The sequence below is a fragment of the Azospirillum sp. B510 genome, assembly GCF_000010725.1.
GTDB lineage: Bacteria > Pseudomonadota > Alphaproteobacteria > Azospirillales > Azospirillaceae > Azospirillum > Azospirillum lipoferum_B.
The window spans coordinates 596,142-613,947 of the sequence record NC_013854.1 but is presented as its reverse complement, the minus strand read 5'-3'; the positions used below and the strand labels follow the sequence as shown (position 1 = coordinate 613,947).

Sequence of the window (17,806 nt, the reverse complement as noted above, 5' to 3'; positions counted from 1 at the left end):
GAGCCTTCCTCAGTAGAGCCCGCCGGTTCCCAGCGTCGCCGCGGTCGGCGGAGCCGGCACGCCGGGCTGTGGCGTGCCGAAGCCGGCGGTGGCGTTCGGGTCGCCCGTCATCGCGCCGGCCGCCTGCGAGGACCCGTCCAGCACCACCGGCGGCTGGTCGGGATTGGGCTCGGTGCCCGGCAGGAAGGCTTCCCAGATGGCGCGGCTGTCGCCGGGCTGGGCCAGCTGGCCGTTGGCCGGGTTCACCCGGACCAGACGCAGGCCGGGCGGCACGCGGAACGGGGTCGCCGGCTTGTCCTTCAACGCGACCTGCATAACCTCCTTGAACACCGGCACCGCCGCCGACCCGCCGGTCTCATGCCCGCCCAGCGAGCGCGGCTGGTCGAAGCCGATGTAGGTGCCGACCACCAGATCGGGCGAGAAGCCCATGAACCAGGCGTCGTAGCTGTCGTTGGTGGTGCCGGTCTTGCCGGCCAGCGGCTTGCCGAGCGAGCGCAGCGCCGCGGCGGTGCCGCGCTGGACCACGCCTTCCAGGATCGAGACGATCTGGTAGGTGGTGCGCGGGTCGTTCACCTGCTCGCGGGTGTCGGGCACCGCCGGGACACCCATCCCCTCCCTCCAGGGGACGTTGGCGCAGCCCTCGCACGGGCGGTTGTCGTGACGGAAGACGGTCTTGCCGTTGCGGTCCTGCACACGGTCGATGAAGGTCGGCACCACCCGCTTGCCGCCATTGTCCAGCATGGCGTAGGCGGTGGCGAGCCGCAGAACCGTGGTTTCACCGGCCCCCAGCGACATCGGCAGATAGGGCTGGAGATTGTCGACGATGCCGAACTTCTCGACCAGCGCCTTGACCTTGTCCATGCCGATATGCTGGGCCAGGCGGACGGTCATGACGTTGCGCGACTTCTCGATGCCGACGCGCAGCGGGGTCGGGCCGTAGAATTCACGGCTGTAGTTCTCGGGCCGCCACACCGGCTGCCCGCCGCCCGGATCATAGGAGAAGGGCGCGTCCATCACCAGCGAGGACGGGGTCATGCCCTGGTTCAGCGCCGTCAGATAGACGAAGGGCTTGAAGGACGAACCGGGCTGGCGCAGCGCCTGGGTGGCGCGGTTGAACACGCTCATCGCGGGGGAGAAGCCACCGACCATCGCCAGCACGCGGCCGGTGTGGGGGTCGAGCGCCACGAGGCCGCCCTGCACCTGCGGGATCTGGCGCAGGCCGTAGCTGCCCGGCGGCAGATCCTTGGCCGCCGCCTTGTCCCCCTTCTTCGCCGGCTTCTCGTCCTCATCCTTTGCGACCGGGCCGCTCACCGGTTCGACCAGCAGGAGATCGCCCAGCTTGGCGACGTCGGACGGCTTGCGAATCGCCGGGCCGGCAATGTCGCCGTCCTTGGAGGCGCGGGCCCAGCGCAGCTCGGACAGCGGAATGCGGCCACGGCTGCCGTCGGCCAGACCGATGTCCAGCCCGTCGGCCTGATCGTCCTTCAGCACCACCGCCAGCTTCCAGCCGTCCGACCCGGCGGGGGGCGGCATGGCGGCCAGCTTCTTCGGCCAATTGTCGAAATTCTCCATTTTGCCGACGGCCCCGCGCCAGCCATGGCGGCGGTCATAGGCGATCAGCCCGTCGCGCAACGCCTTGGTCGCGGTGGCCTGGAGCACCGGGTCCATCGAGGCGCGCACCGACAGCCCGCCCTCATACAGCGCCTGCTCGCCATAGAGCTTCACCAGCTCGCGCCGGATCTCCTCGGCGAAATATTCGGAGGTCACCACCTCCTGTTCATCGCGCTTGCGGGTGACCAGCGGCCGTCCCTGCGCGGCCTTCGCCTCCTCCTGCGTGATGTAGCCGTCCTCGGCCATGCGGCCGATCACCCAGTTGCGGCGGGCGATGGCGGCGTCATGCTGGCGGTCGGGGTTGTAGTTGGACGGCGCCTTGGGCAGGGCGGCGAGGAAGGCGACCTCCTCGATGCTGAGTTCGTCCAGCGCCTTGTTGAAATAGTTCAGCGCCGCCGCCGCCACGCCATAGGAACGGTTGCCCAGGAAGATCTCGTTCAGATACAGCTCCAGGATGCGGTCCTTGCTGAAGGCCCGCTCGATGCGGACCGCCAGGATCGCCTCCTTGATCTTGCGGGCGAAGGAGACCTCGTTGGTCAGCAGCATGTTCTTGGCAACCTGCTGCGTGATCGTGCTGGCGCCGACCGGCCGGCGCTCGCGGCCGAAATTCTCGATGTTGGTCAGGACCGCGCGCAGGATGCCGATGGGGTCGACACCCTGATGGGCGTAGAAATTCTTGTCCTCCGCCGCCATGAAGGCGTTCATCACCATGCGCGGCATGGCGTCGATCGGCACGAAGATGCGCCGTTCCGCGGCGAATTCGGCCATCAGGCGCCCGTCACCGGCATAGATGCGCGTGGTCACCGGCGGCTCGTAGTTGGCCAGCTTGGTGTAGTCGGGCAGGTCGTGGTCGTAATGCTCGAAGAGGAAGACCAGCCCGCCGGCGCCGGCGAGCGCCAGCATCACGAAGGCCATCAGCAAGGACAAAAGAAGGCGCATGACCAATCCCGCAAGAAACGACGAACGGCATGGCGAAGGCCCGCCCATTCCGGGTCCGGGCCGCGGCCATGCCTGACAGGGCGGCGCATCCTACACCGCCACGCCGCGAAGCACCGCACCCGTTCCCGTCATGTCAGGGAAATGTGACGCGCAGAGGGCATACGCAAGAAAGCGCCGGCGCAAAGGAGGTGGACTCCCGAGGGCCAAGGCCCCGCTCAGTTGCGTTGCGGGCTGTGCAGCCAACGGAAATAGCTGTCGATGGTGCGCGCCAGCGCCCGCCCCAGCCTTTCGCGGTGTGCGGAGGAGGTCAGCAGCCCGACATCCTGCCGGTTCGACAGATATCCCATCTCGATCAGCGCCGACGGCACGTCGGGCGCGGTCAGCACGGCGAAGCCGGCCTGACGGTGCGGCCGGCTGGGGATCAGCGGCACGTCGCGCCCCAGGCTCTGCAAGGCCAGCGTCGCGAAGCGCTTGGAATGGTTCATCGTGTCGCGCTGGGCCAGATCGATCAGGATGTTGGCGACCAGCTGGTTCTCGCCCGACAGGTCGAGCCCGACCAGGGCGTCGGCCCGGTTCTCCTTGGCCGCCAGCATCTCCGCCTCGCGGTCGGAGGCCTTGTCCGACAGGGTGTAGATCGACAGGCCGCGCGTCTCGCCGCTGCTGATGCTGTCGGCGTGCAGCGAGATGAACAGGTCGGCCCCGGCCTCGCGCCCGATGGCGACGCGGTCGCGCAGGCGGATGAAGACGTCGCTGTCACGGGTCAGCCTCACCCGGTAGCGGCCGGTTCCCTCCAGCTGGCGCTTCACCTCCCTGGCGGTGGCGAGCGTGATGTCCTTTTCATAGATGCCGCCGACGCCGATGGCGCCAGGGTCCTGTCCGCCATGGCCGGGATCCAGCACGATCAGCGGCTTTTCCGCCACCGTCGGCGGTTTGTTCTCCGGCGGTGGCGGCGGAGCGGGCAGAGCGGCCGGCATGAGCTGGGCCGGCGGGATCGGCGGCAGCGGCGCGAAGGGCGGCGGTGCGGTCGCGATGGTCTCGGGCTCCGTCGCGGGTGGAGCCGGAACCGCCATCGCCGACGAGACGATGGAGCTCATCGTCACCGGCTCCTTGCCGCCAACCTCCTTCCCCGCCAGGGCGAGCTGCCGGAACTCGGCCGGCGTGGTCTTCTCCAGGTCGAGCACGAGGCGCGGCTGGTGACCGTCGCGCGCCGGGATCATGTAGCCCTCGCGCAGCCGCGCCGGGCCCACCGTCTCGAAGGTCAGCCGGGTACCGCGCGGGCCGCCGGCCGCGTGGTGGTAGCGGGCGACGACCCCCTTGCCCTCGACCGGCAGCGATCCGCCGGGCCAGACCAGATCCGGCAGATCGACGATGACGCGGTAGGGATCCGTGGCCACCGACACGGTGAAGGACACCGCGTCGCTCAGCTCCAGCACGAAGCGGGTCTTGTCGGGATGGATGCCGAGCCGGGCGTCGACCACCGCCGGGCGCGGCGCCGGCGCGGACGGCAGGGCCGCCGTGGTCTGGGTCATCGCCGTCTGGGCCATCGCCTCTCCGGCCGCGTCGAAGCCGAGCGGCAGGAGCGCCAGCAGAAGCGACAGAAGCAGGCCCAGCGCACGCCGAACGAACCCGCGCGCCAAACGGTCGGCAGGCGGAAGGGGGGAGGGTCCGGCGATGGTCGGCAGGCTGGGCAGCCGTGGCATCAAATCTCCTCGGCGGCGGAACTGAACACTGGCCGCCCAGCTATAGCCCAGTCAATTCAACGCTCTCAACGCGGATCATCGGAACCGGGGCCAATTCCGGACAGGGGTGCCGTTCCTGCAACAGTGCCGCCGGGAAGCGGGGCCGGAAGGCCGCGGGCGGACCGCGCCGGCGGCGGGACGCGCCGCCGCCTCCCCGCGACGAACTTGTTCACCGAATCGCCGCATTTCCGCGTTGTGCAAGAGGGATCGCTTGTCTATGGTATCTTTGCGACAGACCGCAATTCGCCAGATTCCGGCCGGAATCCTTAAATGAGCGCCGATTCGCTGGTCTCCGGACATCGATCCAATCGATCCGAAGCACAGCCGATCGCCGGTCACGGGGCCGACCAGGGGGCTGCGGCGTCGCCTCCGACACCGCCTGTCCGGCCATCCGCGCCGGAGGGACGTCGCGGGGTGGCGCGTTCGGGTTGGCGGTGAGAGGACGAAACCTCGAAGCTGGCTGTGGCCGCAAGGCGGCAGTCCGGTGCGTGTCGACCGGGCCGTCCTGGCTGCTTTCGTCAGCGCCGTTCGGCGGTTCCGGTCCGTCGTGCCGTATGCTTCACCCACAACTGACGCTGCGTCCAGGCGGCCCGACCGGTCGCGCGGGTTCCCTGGGTCGCGCCGTTGAGGATCGTATATGGCCAAGCGCATGCTGGTGGACGCCACGCACCCGGAGGAAACCCGGGTCGCCGTGGTCAGTGGGAACCGGCTGGAAGAACTCGACTTCGAGATCGCCAGCCGCAAGCAGTTGAAGGGCAACATCTACCTGGCGAAGGTGACGCGGGTCGAGCCCTCGCTCCAGGCGGCCTTCGTGGAATATGGCGGGAACCGCCACGGCTTCCTCGCCTTCTCCGAAATCCATCCCGACTATTACCGCATCCCGATGGCCGACCGCGAGGCCCTGCTGGCCGAGGAGCGCCGGCTGGAGGAGCAGGCGGAGGCCCGGGCCGAGGCCGCCGCCGACGGCGCCGTGATGGCCGAGCCGATCCGCCCCGAACAGGTCGTCGAGGAATGGTCGCCGATGCCCTCCCCCATCGCCGCCGAGGCGTCGGATGAGGCGGGCGACGAGGAGAATGGCGGCGAGGACGCCGCCGAGGAGGGCGAGACCGGCGAGGAGCGGGCCGCCCCCGGGGCCGCCGCCCAGCCCGCCGAGGCCCCCGACATGGTCGGCGGCGACGAGGACGAGGAGGCGGAAACCCAGCGCCGCCGCTCGCGCCCGCTGCGTTCCTACAAGATCCAGGAAGTGGTGAAGCGCCGGCAGGTCATGCTGGTGCAGGTGACGAAGGAGGAGCGCGGCAACAAGGGGGCCGCCCTGACCACCTATCTCTCGCTGCCCGGCCGCTACTGCGTCCTGATGCCCAACACCGGCCGTGGCGGCGGGATTTCCCGCAAGATCACCAACCCGGCCGACCGCAAGCGCCTGAAGGAAATCCTGTCCGACCTGGACATTCCCGATGGCATGGCGGTCATCCTGCGCACCGCCGGTCTGGAGCGTTCCAAACCCGAGATCAAGCGCGACCTGGAATATCTGCTGCGCCTGTGGGACGACATCCGCGAACAGACGCTGAAGTCGTCGGCGCCCTGCCTCATCTATGAAGAGGCGAACCTGATCAAGCGGTCGATCCGCGACCTCTATTCCAACGACATCGACGAGATCTGGGTCGAGGGCGAGGCCGGCTTCCGCACGGCGCGCGAGTTCATGGACATGCTGATGCCGGGCCATTCCCAGCGCGTCCAGCTCTACCGCGACAGCCAGATCCCGCTGTTCCACCGCTATCAGGTGGAAACCCAGATCGACGCCATCCACAGCCCGGTGGTGCAGCTGCGCTCCGGCGGCTACATCGTCATCAACCCGACCGAGGCGCTGGTCTCCATCGACGTCAACTCCGGCAAATCGACCCGCGAGCGCAACATCGAGGAAACCGCCTACAAGACCAACCTGGAGGCCGCCGACGAGGTGGCGCGCCAGCTGCGTCTGCGCGATCTGGCCGGCCTGATCGTCATCGACTTCATCGACATGGAGGAGCCGCGGAACAACGCCGCCGTCGAGCGCCGCATGAAGGAGGCGATGAAGAACGACCGGGCGCGCATCCAGCTCGGCCGCATCTCCGCCTTCGGCCTGCTGGAGCTGTCGCGCCAGCGTCTGCGCCCGTCGCTGCTGGAGACCAACTTCGAGCGCTGCCCGCACTGCTCGGGCACCGGCGTCGTCCGCTCGGTCGAATCCGCCTCGCTGCACGTCCTGCGCGCCATCGAGGAGGAGGGCATCCGCAAGCGGTCGGCCGAGATCAGCATCTATGTGCCGACCTCGATCGCGCTCTACATCCTGAACCAGAAGCGCGGTGAGCTGGCCAAGATCGAAGAGCGCCACGCCTTCAGCGTCATGGTCCAGGCCGACGACAGCCTGATCGCCCCGGACCATCGTCTGGAGCGCAACAAGGCCCGCCTGCCCGACGAGGACGGTCCTCTGGTCAGCGCCGACCGCGTGATGGCCGAGACCGACCGCGCGCTCGCCGCCGAGCCGGTCGAGCCGGCGGAGGAGCCGGAGGTCGAAGCCGAAGCCGTCCAGGCCGAAGAGGCCGGCGAACGCGCCGAGACCGTCGGCGCCAACGGCGACGGTACCGGCGAGGATCGCCGCCGCCGCCGCCGCCGCCGCCGCGGTCGTGGCCGTGACCGCGAGGACGGCCGCGTCGAAGGCGAGAGCGCCGAGGGCGAGGCCGAGATGGACGAGGCCGGTCAGGAGACCGACGAGGACGCCGACCTGGCCGATCAGCCCGTCGGGCTGCCGGCCGACCTTCCGGTTGCCGCCGAGGCGATCTCCACCGTCGCCATCTCCGAGCCCGCCACCGACTCCGACGGCGAGAGCGACGATGCCGACGAGGATGAGGGTGAGGACGAGTTCGGCGCCGATGCCGGTGATCGCAACGGCGAAGGCCGCAAGAAGCGTCGCCGCGGCAAGCGCGGTGGCCGCCGGCGGTCGCGTCGCGACGGTGTGGAGGGTGTGGACGGTGGCGAGGAGGTCGTGACCACGGCCGAGACCGCCGCGGTTCCGGCCGCCCCGGTTCCGGCCGCCCCAGTTCCGGCCACGGCCGAGGCGTCCGACCTCGACTGGATCCTGGCCGGCGACACGGCTCCCGAAGCCGAGGATGTCCCGGTGCCGGTGCCTGCCGCCGAACCGCCGGTGACCGCCCCGGCTCCGGCCGAAGCGGCCAAGGCTCCGGCCAGGAAGGCGTCGCGCAAGCGCAAGGCCGCCGCCGAGGCTCCGGCCGAAGCGGCGCCGGCCGCTGCCGCGCCGGTCGCCACCCCGGTGGTTGCCCCGGTGGTTGCCGAGGCCCCCGCCAGGGGCCGTAAGCGCAAGGCCGCCGTCGCTCCGGTCGAGGCTCCGGTGGAGGCCGCTCCGGCCCCCGTCACCGAGGCCGCGCCGGCCAAGAAGGCGTCGCGCAAGCGCAAGGCCGCCGCGGAGGCCCCGGCCGAGGCCGCGCCGGTCGCCACCCCGGTGATTGCCCCGGTGGTTGCCGAGGCCCCCGCCAGGGGTCGCAAGCGCAAGGTCGCCGCCGCTCCGGTCGAGGCTCCGGTGGAAGCAGCTCCGGCCCCCGCCGCCGAGGCCACTCCGGCCAGGAAGGCGTCGCGCAAGCGCAAGGCCGCCGCCGAGGCCCCGGCCGAAGCAGCGCCGGTCGCGGCTCCGGTGGTTGCCGAGGCGCCCGCCCCGGCCAGCGAGCCCGACGCCGCACCGGCAGAGACCGAGGCTGACGCCAAGCCGCGCCGCGGCTGGTGGAAGCGGTAAGCCGAACGGCCCACCGGACGCTGTGAAACGGGAAAAGGCGCCGAAAAGGCGCCTTTTCCTTTTCCCGGACGTCATCATCCCGCCACAGGACAGGTCGGACCATGAGCAAGGCCTTCACCCGCGAGAACGACACGCCGGACGACGACGATCTCGACGATCCGGCACCGCTGCCCCAAGGCTTCAAGAACTACATGACCCCGCCGGGCTTCCAGCGCATGCAGGAGGAACTGCGCCATCTGCTGCGGGTGGAGCGGCCGAAGGTGGTGGAGGTGGTGTCCTGGGCCGCCGGCAATGGCGACCGCTCTGAGAATGGCGACTATCTCTACGGCAAGAAACGCCTGCGCGAGATCGACCGCCGCATCCGTTTCCTGAACAAGCGGCTGGAATCGGCGGTGGTGGTCAATCCGCAGGACCAGAAGAACCGCGAACAGGTCTTCTTCGGCGCCACCGTCACCTATGCCCGCGAGGACGGATCCGAGAACACCGTCACCATCGTCGGCGCCGACGAGGTCGATCCCGACCGCGGCCATGTCAGCTGGATCTCCCCCATCGCCCGCGCATTGCTGAAGGCGCGGGAGGGCGACATGGTCGACGTGCGCACACCGGCGGGGATGGAACAGGTCGAGGTGCTGGAGATCCGGTACGCGGGGTGAGTTGGGGGCGTTGATGCCCCCTCCCCATCCCTCCCCCTCTTCGAGAGGGAGGGGCAGCAACGCCAGGACCTCACTCCGCCGCCGGCTGGTAGATCTCCCCGCCCGATTCGCGGAATTTCTGCGACATCTCGGCCATGCCGGACTCCGCGGCGTCGCGGATCTCCTGCGTGATCTTCATCGAACAGAATTTCGGCCCGCACATCGAACAGAAATGCGCGGTCTTGGCGCCCTCCGCCGGCAGGGTCTCGTCATGGTAGGCCATCGCCGTGTCGGGATCGAGCGACAGGGCGAACTGGTCGCGCCAGCGGAAGGAGAAGCGGGCGCGCGACATGGCGTCGTCACGCAGCCGGGCCGCCGGATGGCCCTTGGCGAGGTCGGCGGCATGGGCGGCGATCTTGTAGGCGATGACGCCGGCCTTGACGTCGTCGCGGTCGGGCAGACCCAGATGCTCCTTCGGCGTGACGTAGCAGAGCATCGCCGTACCGAACCAGCCGATCATCGCCGCGCCGATGGCGCTGGTGATGTGGTCGTAACCCGGCGCGATGTCGGTCACCAACGGCCCCAGCGTGTAGAAGGGCGCCTCGCCGCACAGCGCCAGCTGCTTCTCGACATTGTGCTTGATCTTGTGCATCGGCACATGGCCCGGCCCCTCGATCATCACCTGGACGTCGCGCGCCCAGGCGATCCTGGTCAGCTCGCCCAGGGTTTCCAGCTCGGCGAACTGGGCGGCGTCGTTGGCGTCGGCCTGGCTGCCCGGCCGCAGGCCGTCGCCCATCGACAGCGCCACGTCATAGGCGCGGCAGATTTCGACGATGTCGGCGAAATGGTCGTAGAGGAAATTCTCGCGGTGATGCGCCAGGCACCATTTGGCGATGATCGAGCCGCCGCGCGAGACGATGCCGGTCACCCGCTTGGCGGTCAGCGGGATATGGGCCAGCCGCAGCCCGGCATGGATGGTGAAGTAATCGACGCCCTGCTCCGCCTGTTCGATCAGCGTGTCGCGGAACAGCTCCCAGGTCAGGTCCTCGGCCTTGCCCTTCACCTTCTCCAGCGCCTGATAGATCGGCACCGTGCCGATCGGAACCGGGGAGTTGCGCAGGATCCATTCGCGGGTCTGGTGGATGTCGGCGCCGGTGGACAGGTCCATCACGGTGTCCGCACCCCAGCGGATCGACCACACCATCTTCTCCACCTCCTCCTCGATCGAGGAGGTCACGGCGGAGTTGCCGATGTTGGCGTTGATCTTGGTCAGGAAATTGCGGCCGATGATCATCGGCTCCGACTCGGGATGGTTGATGTTGGACGGGATGATCGCCCGCCCGCGCGCCACCTCGTCGCGAACGAATTCCGGGGTGATGAAGTCGGGGATCTCGGCGCCGAAATCCTCGCCGTCGCGGGCCGCTTCCAAGGCGGCGGCGCGGCCGAGATTCTCGCGGACGGCGATATATTCCATCTCGGCGGTGACGATGCCGGCGCGGGCATAGGCCATCTGGGTCACCGCCCCGCCACCCTTGGCGCGCAGCACGCCGCCGTCGGTGGTCTCGACATCGCCGCGCGCCAGGATCCAGTCGCGGCGATGCTTGGCCAGACCGGCGCGCACGTCGATGGCGACCGTCTCGTCGGTGTAGGGGCCTGACGCGTCATAAACGGTCAGCGGCGGCTCGCCGCCCGACAGCGCGATCTCACGCAGGGCGACGCGCAGGTCGGGAAAGCGCGTGCCCGGCACATGGATTTTCCGCGACGACGGCAGCGGGCCGGTCGAGATGCGGATGGCGTTCTCGTTGAAGTCCTTGGGCATTGGGTTTCTCCGTCGGAGTTGGGCGGACAAACCCGGGACTGCGGACGGAGGTGCGGTATCATCGTGCGGGCCGATTCCCTGTCATGGGTCCCCGGACTGGCGGGGTTTGCTCGGCCGGACGGGGCGGAAATCGGCCCGTCACGAGGTCCCTCCCTTCGCCGGTATGACCCGGATCAGGTTCAAAGGGTCACCACGCTGCCGATGGCGCTTCGCGCCGTTTGGCCGTTGGTATCTCAGCCCCCTGTCGGGACCCCCCTGGAATGCGCCCATCCTGCCGCCGGCGGACGGTCGTGTCAAAAGGAAAGCGCGGCGGACGATCCGCCGGCCACATTGTGGAAATACGCTACATCCAGCGCTTCAGCCGCACATAGATCACCGGCAGCAGCGCCGACAGCAGCACCAGCCCCAGGGCGCCGGGATAGCCGAAGGGCGATTCATGCCCCGGCATGTCGGTGAAATTCATGCCGCCGATGCTGGTCACCAGGATCGGCGGATAGAGCAGGACGGTGAGGACCGAGACGATCTTGACGATCTCGTTCTGCTCGACATTGATCTGGCCGAGTGCCGTGTCCAGCGCCAGGGCGACCTTGCCGGACAGGAAACGGGCATACTGGTCCAACCCCCGCAGATCCTGCAACGTGGTCTTGGCCCAGCGCCGCGCCGCCTTGCCGGAATGCCAGCCATCGCCGCGCGCCAGGAAATCGGTCATGCGGGTCAGGCTGGCCAGACTGACCCGCGCCTTGCCGATCAGATGCCCGGCATGACCGATGCGTTTCAACGTCTGGGCGTCATCCAGCGTCTCGCCGCGCGACCGCAGCTTGCGCCCGCGGAAGAAGCGCCGGTTCAGCGCGTCCAGCTCCACCCCGGTCCGCCGCAGCACGACGGAGGTGCGGTCGATCATCCCATCCACCAGCGCCGCCAGCACCAGCTCGCCGCGGGAGGCCGCCACCCGGCCGTGGATGGCGCGGCGGCGGAAGGCCAGCAAGGGCTGGGGATCGATGTCGTGGATGGTCACCAACCGCCGCCCGGCCAGAACGAAGCTGACGGTGGCGATGCGCGGTTCGTCGGTGTCGGCCCAGACAAGCGCGGTGACGGTCATGGTCAGCACCCCGCCGGCGATGCGCAGCCGGCTCGATTCCTCGATCTCCGCCATCTGCTCGCGGGTCGGCAGGCCGGTGCCGATCAGCGCCTCCACCCGCGACAGCTCGTCGGGCGTCGGGTTGATCAGGTCGAGCCAGACCGTGCTGTCGGGCAGCGGCGCCGCGTCCTCCGCGGCCCCCCTCGCCCAACGCAACAGGCCGCCGTCATTGACGAAGACATGCAGCAAGGCGGTGCTCCTTGCGTAGGTAACCCGCCCCTCTCCCGCCCCGGGAGAGGGGCAATTTACGTCAGCCGGCCACCGCGCTTCGGCTTCTCGGGCGCGGCCTTCTCCCCGTCGAGATCCAGCGTCGCCCCCTCGGCCTTCAGCGCCTGCTCAAGCTTGCGGCGGAAAGCGCCGCCATCCCGCTTGGCGTCGAGGAAATGGCCGACCGCCTCCTTCGCCGCGTCGCTGTCATAGGGGACCTTGCCCAACGCCGCCAGCTTGGCGCGCTCCACCAGCTTCGGGTCCATCCGCTCGCGGATGGCCTGCATCTGGCGGAGCAGCTCCTTGCGCAGGTCGGTCATCTGGTCCCCCCAGCAGTCCCCGTCGACGGATCAGGCCTTGCCGATCAGCGTGCCGGCGCCGCCCTCGGTGAAGATCTCCAGCAGCAGCGCATGCGGCACGCGGCCATCGAGGATGACCGCGGCCTCGACGCCCTGCTCCACCGCGCCGATGCAGGTCTCGATCTTCGGGATCATGCCGCCGGACGCGGTGCCGTCGGCGATGGCCCTCTGGGCATCCTCCAGCGACATCCTCTCGATCAGCTTCTTTTCCTTGTCGAGCACGCCGGCGACGTCGGTCAGCAGGAAGAAGCGCGCTGCCTTCACCGCCGCCGCGACCGCACCGGCCGCCGTATCGGCGTTGATGTTGTAGGTGTCGCCCTTCACGTCGAAGCCGACCGGCGCGATCACCGGGATGATGTCCGACTGGGCCATCGCATGCAGGATCTGCGGATTGACCTTGTAGGGTTCGCCGACGAAGCCGAGATCCAGCACCTTCTCGATGTTGCTGTCAGGGTCGCGCTGCACGCGCTCCAGCCGGCGGGCGGTGATCAGGTTGCTGTCCTTGCCCGACAGGCCGACGGCGCGGCCGCCGGCGCTGTTGATGGCGGCGACGATCTGCTTGTTGATGGAGCCGGCCAGCACCATCTCGACCACCTCGACCGTCTCCTTGTCGGTGACGCGCAGGCCGTCGATGAAGCTGGACTTGATCTTCAGCCGCTCCAGCATCTGGCCGATCTGCGGGCCGCCGCCATGGACGACCACCGGGTTGATGCCGACCTGCTTCAGCAGGACGATATCGCGCGCGAACAGCTCCGCCAGGCTGGCATCGCCCATGGCATGCCCGCCATACTTGATGACGAAGGTGCTCCCGGCATAACGGCGCATGTAGGGCAGCGCTTCGGACAGGGTGCGGGCCTTGGCGAGCCACTCGTCACGGGAGGGAGTCTGCACGGGAGGATGCCCTTTGTCGGGTTGGACTGTCGGGCTTCTTTAACGGAAAGGCCGGGCGGTTGCCTAGGGGTGAATTTAACGGTCACACACCCCGCGACCGGGCGCCGGAGACAGCGGCGGCGACCGGACGGCGCCAGCCGGCCAGCCGGGTCATCGGCTGGGTCAGGGCGGTGACCGCCACCGCCATCAGAACCATCGCCGAGAAGCAGGACGCGGACAGCACCCCCGCCTCCAGCAGCACGGTCAGCACGATCACCTCCATCAGCCCCTTGCAGGGCATCAGCGTGCCGAGCCTGAGCGCATCCCGCCAGCTTTCCCCGGTCAGGCGGGCGGGCAGCGCGGTGCCCGCCATCTTGCCGGCCAGGGTGGCGAGGCTGGCAAGCGCCAAGACCGTCCATTGCGCCGGATCGTCCAGCGTCAAGGTCACCTTCAAACCGGTCAGCGTGAAGAAGAAGGGCAGCAGGATCAGGGTGGAGAAATGTTCCAGCCGGTCGAGGATCGCGGCGGCATGGCGGCGCGGCATGGCACTGCCGGCGACGAAGGCACCCAGGATGTAATGCAGCCCGATCAGTTCGGTCACCGCGGCCGACGCCAGCAGCGCGGCACAGGTCACCACCACCGCGGTATCACCCATCCGCCCGTCCGGCACCACCCGCTCCAGCAATCGGTCGAGCAACGGGCGCACCGCCAGGACCATCACCCCGACATAGACAAAGCCGAACACCCCCACCCAGGCGACCGTCCAGCGATCACCGCCGTCCGCGGTCGACCAGGCGAGAACGGCGGCGATCAGCAACCACAACAGCGCATCATTCACTGCGGCACAGCCGAGCGCCAGCCGCCCCACCCGCTCGCCCAGCAAATCCATCTCGCGCAGGATGGCGCCCAGCACCGGCAAGGCGGTAACGCCGACGCAGATGCCGAAACCGGCGGCGAACAGGCCGGGGGTGGCACGCGGACCGGTCATGGCGGGAAAAGCCCCGGCCAGCCACCAGCCCAGACCCACCCCCAACAGGGTCGGCACCAGCATGCTGGACAGCGCCACGGTGGCGAACGCCCCGCCACGACCGCGGAACTCGGCGGGATCGAGATGCAGGCCGGTCAGGAAGGCGAAGAACAGCACGGCCATCAGCGCCAGCCCGGACAGTGGCGCCAGGGCCGCCGGCGCGAACAGCACCCCCCACAGGTCCGGCACCAGCCGGCCGAGCAGCGACGGGCCGAGCGCCACCCCGAACAGGATCTGGATCACCACCATCGGCGCGATGTGGCGCCCGCCGCCGAGCCGCCACAGGAAGAACGGCCCGGCGATCAGCAGCAGAGACTGGATCAGAAACAGCAGCGCGGGAGAAAGGCCGCCCATCGCCGCTTCGCCCTATTCCGCGACGAGGGCGAGCGACGCGAGACTGGCGCGAAGCTCCGCGATGCCAAGGCCCTTTTCGGAGCTGGTCACATGAATGTCGGGGAAGGCAGCTGGATGCTTCTTCAACCCGAGTTCGGTGGCGCGCCGCACCTTGTCCAAATCGGCCTCCTTCACCTTGTCCGCCTTGGTAAGCACAACGACATAAGGCACCGCCGTGCGGTCGAGCATCTCCATGATCTCATGATCATTGGGTTTAAGTCCATGGCGGGAATCAATCAGAACCAGCGCCCGGCGCAGGGTTACTCGCCCGCGTAGGAAGCGGCGGACCATGTCGTTCCACGCCTCCACCTTCTCCTTCGATTCCTTGGCGTAGCCATAGCCGGGCATGTCCACCAGCTTCAGCCGGTCGCCGAGGTTGAAGAAGTTGAGCTGCTGCGTGCGGCCCGGCGTGTTGGAGGTGCGGGCCAGGGTCTTGCGCCCGGTCAGCGCGTTGACGAGGCTCGATTTGCCGACATTAGACCGGCCGGCGAAGGCGACCTCCGGCAGGTCGGCCTCCGGCAGCTGGTTCAGCGCGTTGGCGCCCCAGACGAAGTCGCACTCCTTGGCGAACAGCAGCCTGCCGGCCTCCAGCGCGGCCTCGTCGAAGCCGGAAACGATGCTGGGGCTGCTGGGGGTCGGCGTGTCGGAGGTGGTCATGGCGGGCGCTCTCGTTGGGATGGGCTGAAAAACATACCGCCGGCAAAGTCCCGTCAAGGGCCTTTGCCGGCGGCAGATCTCACAAACTGGGCAGAGGAGGGAGGCCGGTCAGGCCTTCACGCCCATGCGCTTCATGATGGTCCATTGCTGGAGGACCGACAGGGTGTTGTTCCAGGCCCAGTAGATCACCAGACCGGCCGGGAAGCCGGCGAGCATGAAGGTGAAGACGATGGGCAGGAACTGGAACACCTTCGCCTGGACCGGATCGGGCGGTGCCGGGTTCATCTTCTGCTGGAACCACATCGTCACGCCCATGATCAGCGGCCACAGGCCGAGATGCAGCATGGCGGGCGGATCCCAGGGGATCAGGCCGAACAGGTTGAAGATGGTCGTCGGATCGGGCGAGGACAGGTCGTGGATCCAGCCGAAGAAGGGCGCATGCCGCATCTCGATGGTCACGAACAGAACCTTGTAGAGCGAGAAGAACACCGGGATCTGGATCACGATCGGCAGGCAGCCGGACACCGGGGAGACCTTCTCGCGCTTGTAAAGCGCCATCAGCTCCTGGTTCATGCGCGCCTGATCATCGCTGAACTTCTCGCGCAGTTCCTGCATCTTGGGTTGCAGGGCCTTCATCTTGCTCATCGCCTGATAGGACTTGTTGGCGAGCGGGAAGAAGACGGCCTTGACGCAGACGGTCAGCACCAGGATGGCGATGCCGAAATTGCCGATGATGCGGCCCAGGAAATCCAGCGCGTAGAAGAAGGGCTTGGTCAGGAAGTAGAACCAGCCGAAATCGATCGCGAGGTCGAAATTCTTGATGTTCAGCTTCTCGGAGTAGCCGTCCAGCAGCTTCACCTGCTTGGCGCCGGCGAACAGGCGGCCGGTGTTCTCGGCCGAGGCGCCCGGCGCCACCGTGACCGGGGCACCCATGGTGTCGGTCTGGTAGCGGTCGGCGTTGGCGACCTGGTTGTAGAGGAAGCGCGCGGTGACCTTCTCGCTCGGGTCGGGCACCAGCGACACCAGCCAATATTTGTCGGTGATGCCGATCCAGCCACCGGTGGTGTCCTTGGCGATCGAGCCGGCCTTGCGGACGTCGTCGTACTTCTCTTCGGTCAGCGAGCCGTTGAAGACGCCGAGCGGGCCTTCATGCAGGATGTAGTAGCCCGACGTGTGCGGCGTGCCGCTGCGCGACACCAGGCTGTAGGGCAGCAGGGTGACCGGGGCGGCGCCGGTGTTGCGCACGGTCTGGGTCACCGTGAACATGAAGTCGGGATCGACGGCGATCTTGCGCTCGAACACCAGCCCCTGGCCATTGTCCCAGCTCAGGGTCAGCGGCTTTTCCGGGGTCAGGGCGGCGCCATCGGCGGTCCAGCGGGTGGTCGCGGTCGGGGTGGCGACGCCGGCACCCTGCGGCACCCAGCCGAACTCGGCGTAATAGGCGGCGGGCGTGCCGGCCGGGGCCAGCAGCACGATCTCCGGGCTCTTGGGGTCCGGGGTCTCGTGATACTGGGCCAGCGTCAGGTCGTCGATGCGGCCGCCGACGAGGTTGACCGAGCCGTGCAGGGCGGGCGTGTCGATCTTCACCCGGGTGCCGGCCGCCATCTGCTCGGCGAGCAGCACGGGACGCTCCTTCGCGACCTCGGCCGTGCTCATGCCGGAGGGCAGCTGGGCGGGCACGCCGGGGGCCGGCACCGGCACCGACTGCTCCGTCTGGGCGGCCTGCTGGGCGGCGAGTTGCTTCTGCTGCTCCACCCGCGGCTTCTCGTAAAAATACTGGAAGCCCAGAAGGATGGCGATCGACAGGGCAATCGCGATGATGAGGTTGCGTTGGTCGGTCATGGCGTCCCGGTTGCCGTGGGGCCTTTGAAAGAAGGGCGGCGTGTGCGCGGCCTTGTTACGGGTTTTCGCCGGGCTGGGCAACCGCCGCATGCCCTTTTTCCCGCGAACCGCAGCGATGCGGCATCATGCGCGCCGGTGGCGCGGCGGGATCGGGCACGGGATCCCAGCCTGACCCGCCCCAGGGATGGCAACGCCCGAGCCGGCGCAGCGTCAGCCATCCCCCCCGGATGGCTCCGTGCTTTTCCAGCGATTCGATGGCGTAGCGGGAGCAGGTCGGCTGGAAACGGCACTGCCAGCCTACGAAGGGCGACAAGGTCCAGCGATAGAGATAGACGAGGGCGCGGAGCAGATGCGCGAGCGGGCTGAGGCCGGCGATGCGAAACATGATGTCGCGGGCCCCCTACCCTTCCGCCTCGCGCCACAGGCCGAGACGCTTCAGCCCGGCGGTCAGGTCGCCGAGCAGGTCGGTCCACGGCCGCTCGGCCGTGTCGCCGCGGGCGACCAGCACGAAATCATGGCCAGGCGCCGCATGAACGCTCAGAATCTGCCGCGCGGCCTCACGCAAACGGCGGCGGGCACGATTGCGCACCACCGCGTTGCCGACCTTGCGGCTCGCCGTCAAACCGAGACGGATCGGCGGTCCACCATCGGCGGGCCGCTGCTTGTCGTCGTGCCGGCGCACCTGGAGGATCAGGCCGGGAGCCACATGCTTGCGCCGTGTCCCGGCCACGGCCAGAAATTCCGGCCGCCGCATCAGGCGCCCGACCCTATGGTCCGGCGCCGCCATCGCGG

13 protein-coding genes and 1 riboswitch are annotated in these 17,806 nt (G+C 68.7%); of the genes, 2 read left to right on the top strand and 11 right to left on the bottom strand.

Annotated elements, in window-relative coordinates; translation table 11 throughout:
- Positions 1–9: 9 nt before the first annotated feature.
- Complete coding sequence (locus tag AZL_RS02810; protein WP_042442411.1) at positions 10–2,550, bottom strand: penicillin-binding protein 1A; 2,541 nt, start codon at positions 2,548–2,550, stop codon at positions 10–12.
- Between the two features lie 215 nt (positions 2,551–2,765).
- Entirely contained in the window at positions 2,766–4,250 is a 1,485-nt protein-coding gene (locus AZL_RS02805) for an N-acetylmuramoyl-L-alanine amidase (RefSeq protein WP_012973158.1), read from the bottom strand.
- A 676-nt stretch (positions 4,251–4,926) separates the two neighbouring features.
- Here AZL_RS02805 and AZL_RS02800 point away from each other — a divergent pair.
- Both AZL_RS02800 and greB read left to right on the top strand, forming a co-directional pair.
- Positions 4,927–8,070 carry an Rne/Rng family ribonuclease gene (locus AZL_RS02800; protein WP_012973157.1) on the top strand — a complete coding sequence of 1,048 codons (3,144 nt, stop codon included), beginning with the start codon at positions 4,927–4,929 and terminating at the stop codon, positions 8,068–8,070.
- A gap of 101 nt (positions 8,071–8,171) precedes the next feature.
- Positions 8,172–8,723, top strand: coding sequence for a transcription elongation factor GreB (greB, locus tag AZL_RS02795; protein ID WP_012973156.1), 552 nt, complete (start codon positions 8,172–8,174; stop codon positions 8,721–8,723).
- A 70-nt stretch (positions 8,724–8,793) separates the two neighbouring features.
- Here the strand turns inward: greB and thiC are convergent, their stop codons facing one another.
- The 9 genes from thiC to rnpA all read right to left on the bottom strand — a co-directional run bounded on the left by thiC (position 8,794) and on the right by rnpA (position 17,744).
- Positions 8,794–10,521 (bottom strand): phosphomethylpyrimidine synthase ThiC, encoded by a 1,728-nt coding sequence (thiC, locus tag AZL_RS02790; protein WP_012973155.1) that lies wholly within the window; start codon positions 10,519–10,521, stop codon positions 8,794–8,796.
- A gap of 133 nt (positions 10,522–10,654) precedes the next feature.
- A riboswitch (TPP riboswitch) is annotated at positions 10,655–10,788 on the bottom strand.
- A 76-nt stretch (positions 10,789–10,864) separates the two neighbouring features.
- Complete coding sequence (locus AZL_RS02785; protein WP_012973154.1) at positions 10,865–11,848, bottom strand: CorA family divalent cation transporter; 984 nt, start codon at positions 11,846–11,848, stop codon at positions 10,865–10,867.
- A 56-nt stretch (positions 11,849–11,904) separates the two neighbouring features.
- Entirely contained in the window at positions 11,905–12,186 is a 282-nt protein-coding gene (locus AZL_RS02780) for a hypothetical protein (RefSeq protein ID WP_012973153.1), read from the bottom strand.
- Positions 12,187–12,216: 30 nt separating this feature from the next.
- Complete coding sequence (gene argB, locus AZL_RS02775; protein WP_012973152.1) at positions 12,217–13,116, bottom strand: acetylglutamate kinase; 900 nt, start codon at positions 13,114–13,116, stop codon at positions 12,217–12,219.
- Positions 13,117–13,198: 82 nt separating this feature from the next.
- Positions 13,199–14,476: a cation:proton antiporter gene (locus AZL_RS02770; protein WP_012973151.1), complete on the bottom strand. Its 1,278-nt coding sequence runs from the start codon at positions 14,474–14,476 to the stop codon at positions 13,199–13,201.
- A gap of 12 nt (positions 14,477–14,488) precedes the next feature.
- Positions 14,489–15,172 (bottom strand): ribosome biogenesis GTP-binding protein YihA/YsxC, encoded by a 684-nt coding sequence (yihA, locus tag AZL_RS02765; protein ID WP_012973150.1) that lies wholly within the window; start codon positions 15,170–15,172, stop codon positions 14,489–14,491.
- A 108-nt stretch (positions 15,173–15,280) separates the two neighbouring features.
- Positions 15,281–17,014: a membrane protein insertase YidC gene (gene yidC, locus AZL_RS02760; protein WP_012973149.1), complete on the bottom strand. Its 1,734-nt coding sequence runs from the start codon at positions 17,012–17,014 to the stop codon at positions 15,281–15,283.
- 55 nt (positions 17,015–17,069) lie between these two features.
- Entirely contained in the window at positions 17,070–17,399 is a 330-nt protein-coding gene (yidD, locus tag AZL_RS02755) for a membrane protein insertion efficiency factor YidD (protein ID WP_012973148.1), read from the bottom strand.
- Between the two features lie 15 nt (positions 17,400–17,414).
- Entirely contained in the window at positions 17,415–17,744 is a 330-nt protein-coding gene (rnpA, locus tag AZL_RS02750; RefSeq protein ID WP_247894256.1) for a ribonuclease P protein component, read from the bottom strand.
- Between the last annotated feature and the right edge of the window lie 62 nt (positions 17,745–17,806).

Coding starts and splice junctions, on each gene's coding strand:
- AZL_RS02805 (WP_012973158.1), bottom strand. CDS start 4,250: ATGCCACGGCTGCCCAGCCTGCCGACCATCGCCGGACCCTCCCCCCTT.
- AZL_RS02810 (WP_042442411.1), bottom strand. CDS start 2,550: ATGCGCCTTCTTTTGTCCTTGCTGATGGCCTTCGTGATGCTGGCGCTC.
- yidC (WP_012973149.1), bottom strand. CDS start 17,014: ATGACCGACCAACGCAACCTCATCATCGCGATTGCCCTGTCGATCGCC.
- greB (WP_012973156.1), top strand. CDS start 8,172: ATGAGCAAGGCCTTCACCCGCGAGAACGACACGCCGGACGACGACGAT.
- yihA (WP_012973150.1), bottom strand. CDS start 15,172: ATGACCACCTCCGACACGCCGACCCCCAGCAGCCCCAGCATCGTTTCC.
- AZL_RS02780 (WP_012973153.1), bottom strand. CDS start 12,186: ATGACCGACCTGCGCAAGGAGCTGCTCCGCCAGATGCAGGCCATCCGC.
- yidD (WP_012973148.1), bottom strand. CDS start 17,399: ATGTTTCGCATCGCCGGCCTCAGCCCGCTCGCGCATCTGCTCCGCGCC.
- thiC (WP_012973155.1), bottom strand. CDS start 10,521: ATGCCCAAGGACTTCAACGAGAACGCCATCCGCATCTCGACCGGCCCG.
- AZL_RS02770 (WP_012973151.1), bottom strand. CDS start 14,476: ATGGGCGGCCTTTCTCCCGCGCTGCTGTTTCTGATCCAGTCTCTGCTG.
- AZL_RS02800 (WP_012973157.1), top strand. CDS start 4,927: ATGGCCAAGCGCATGCTGGTGGACGCCACGCACCCGGAGGAAACCCGG.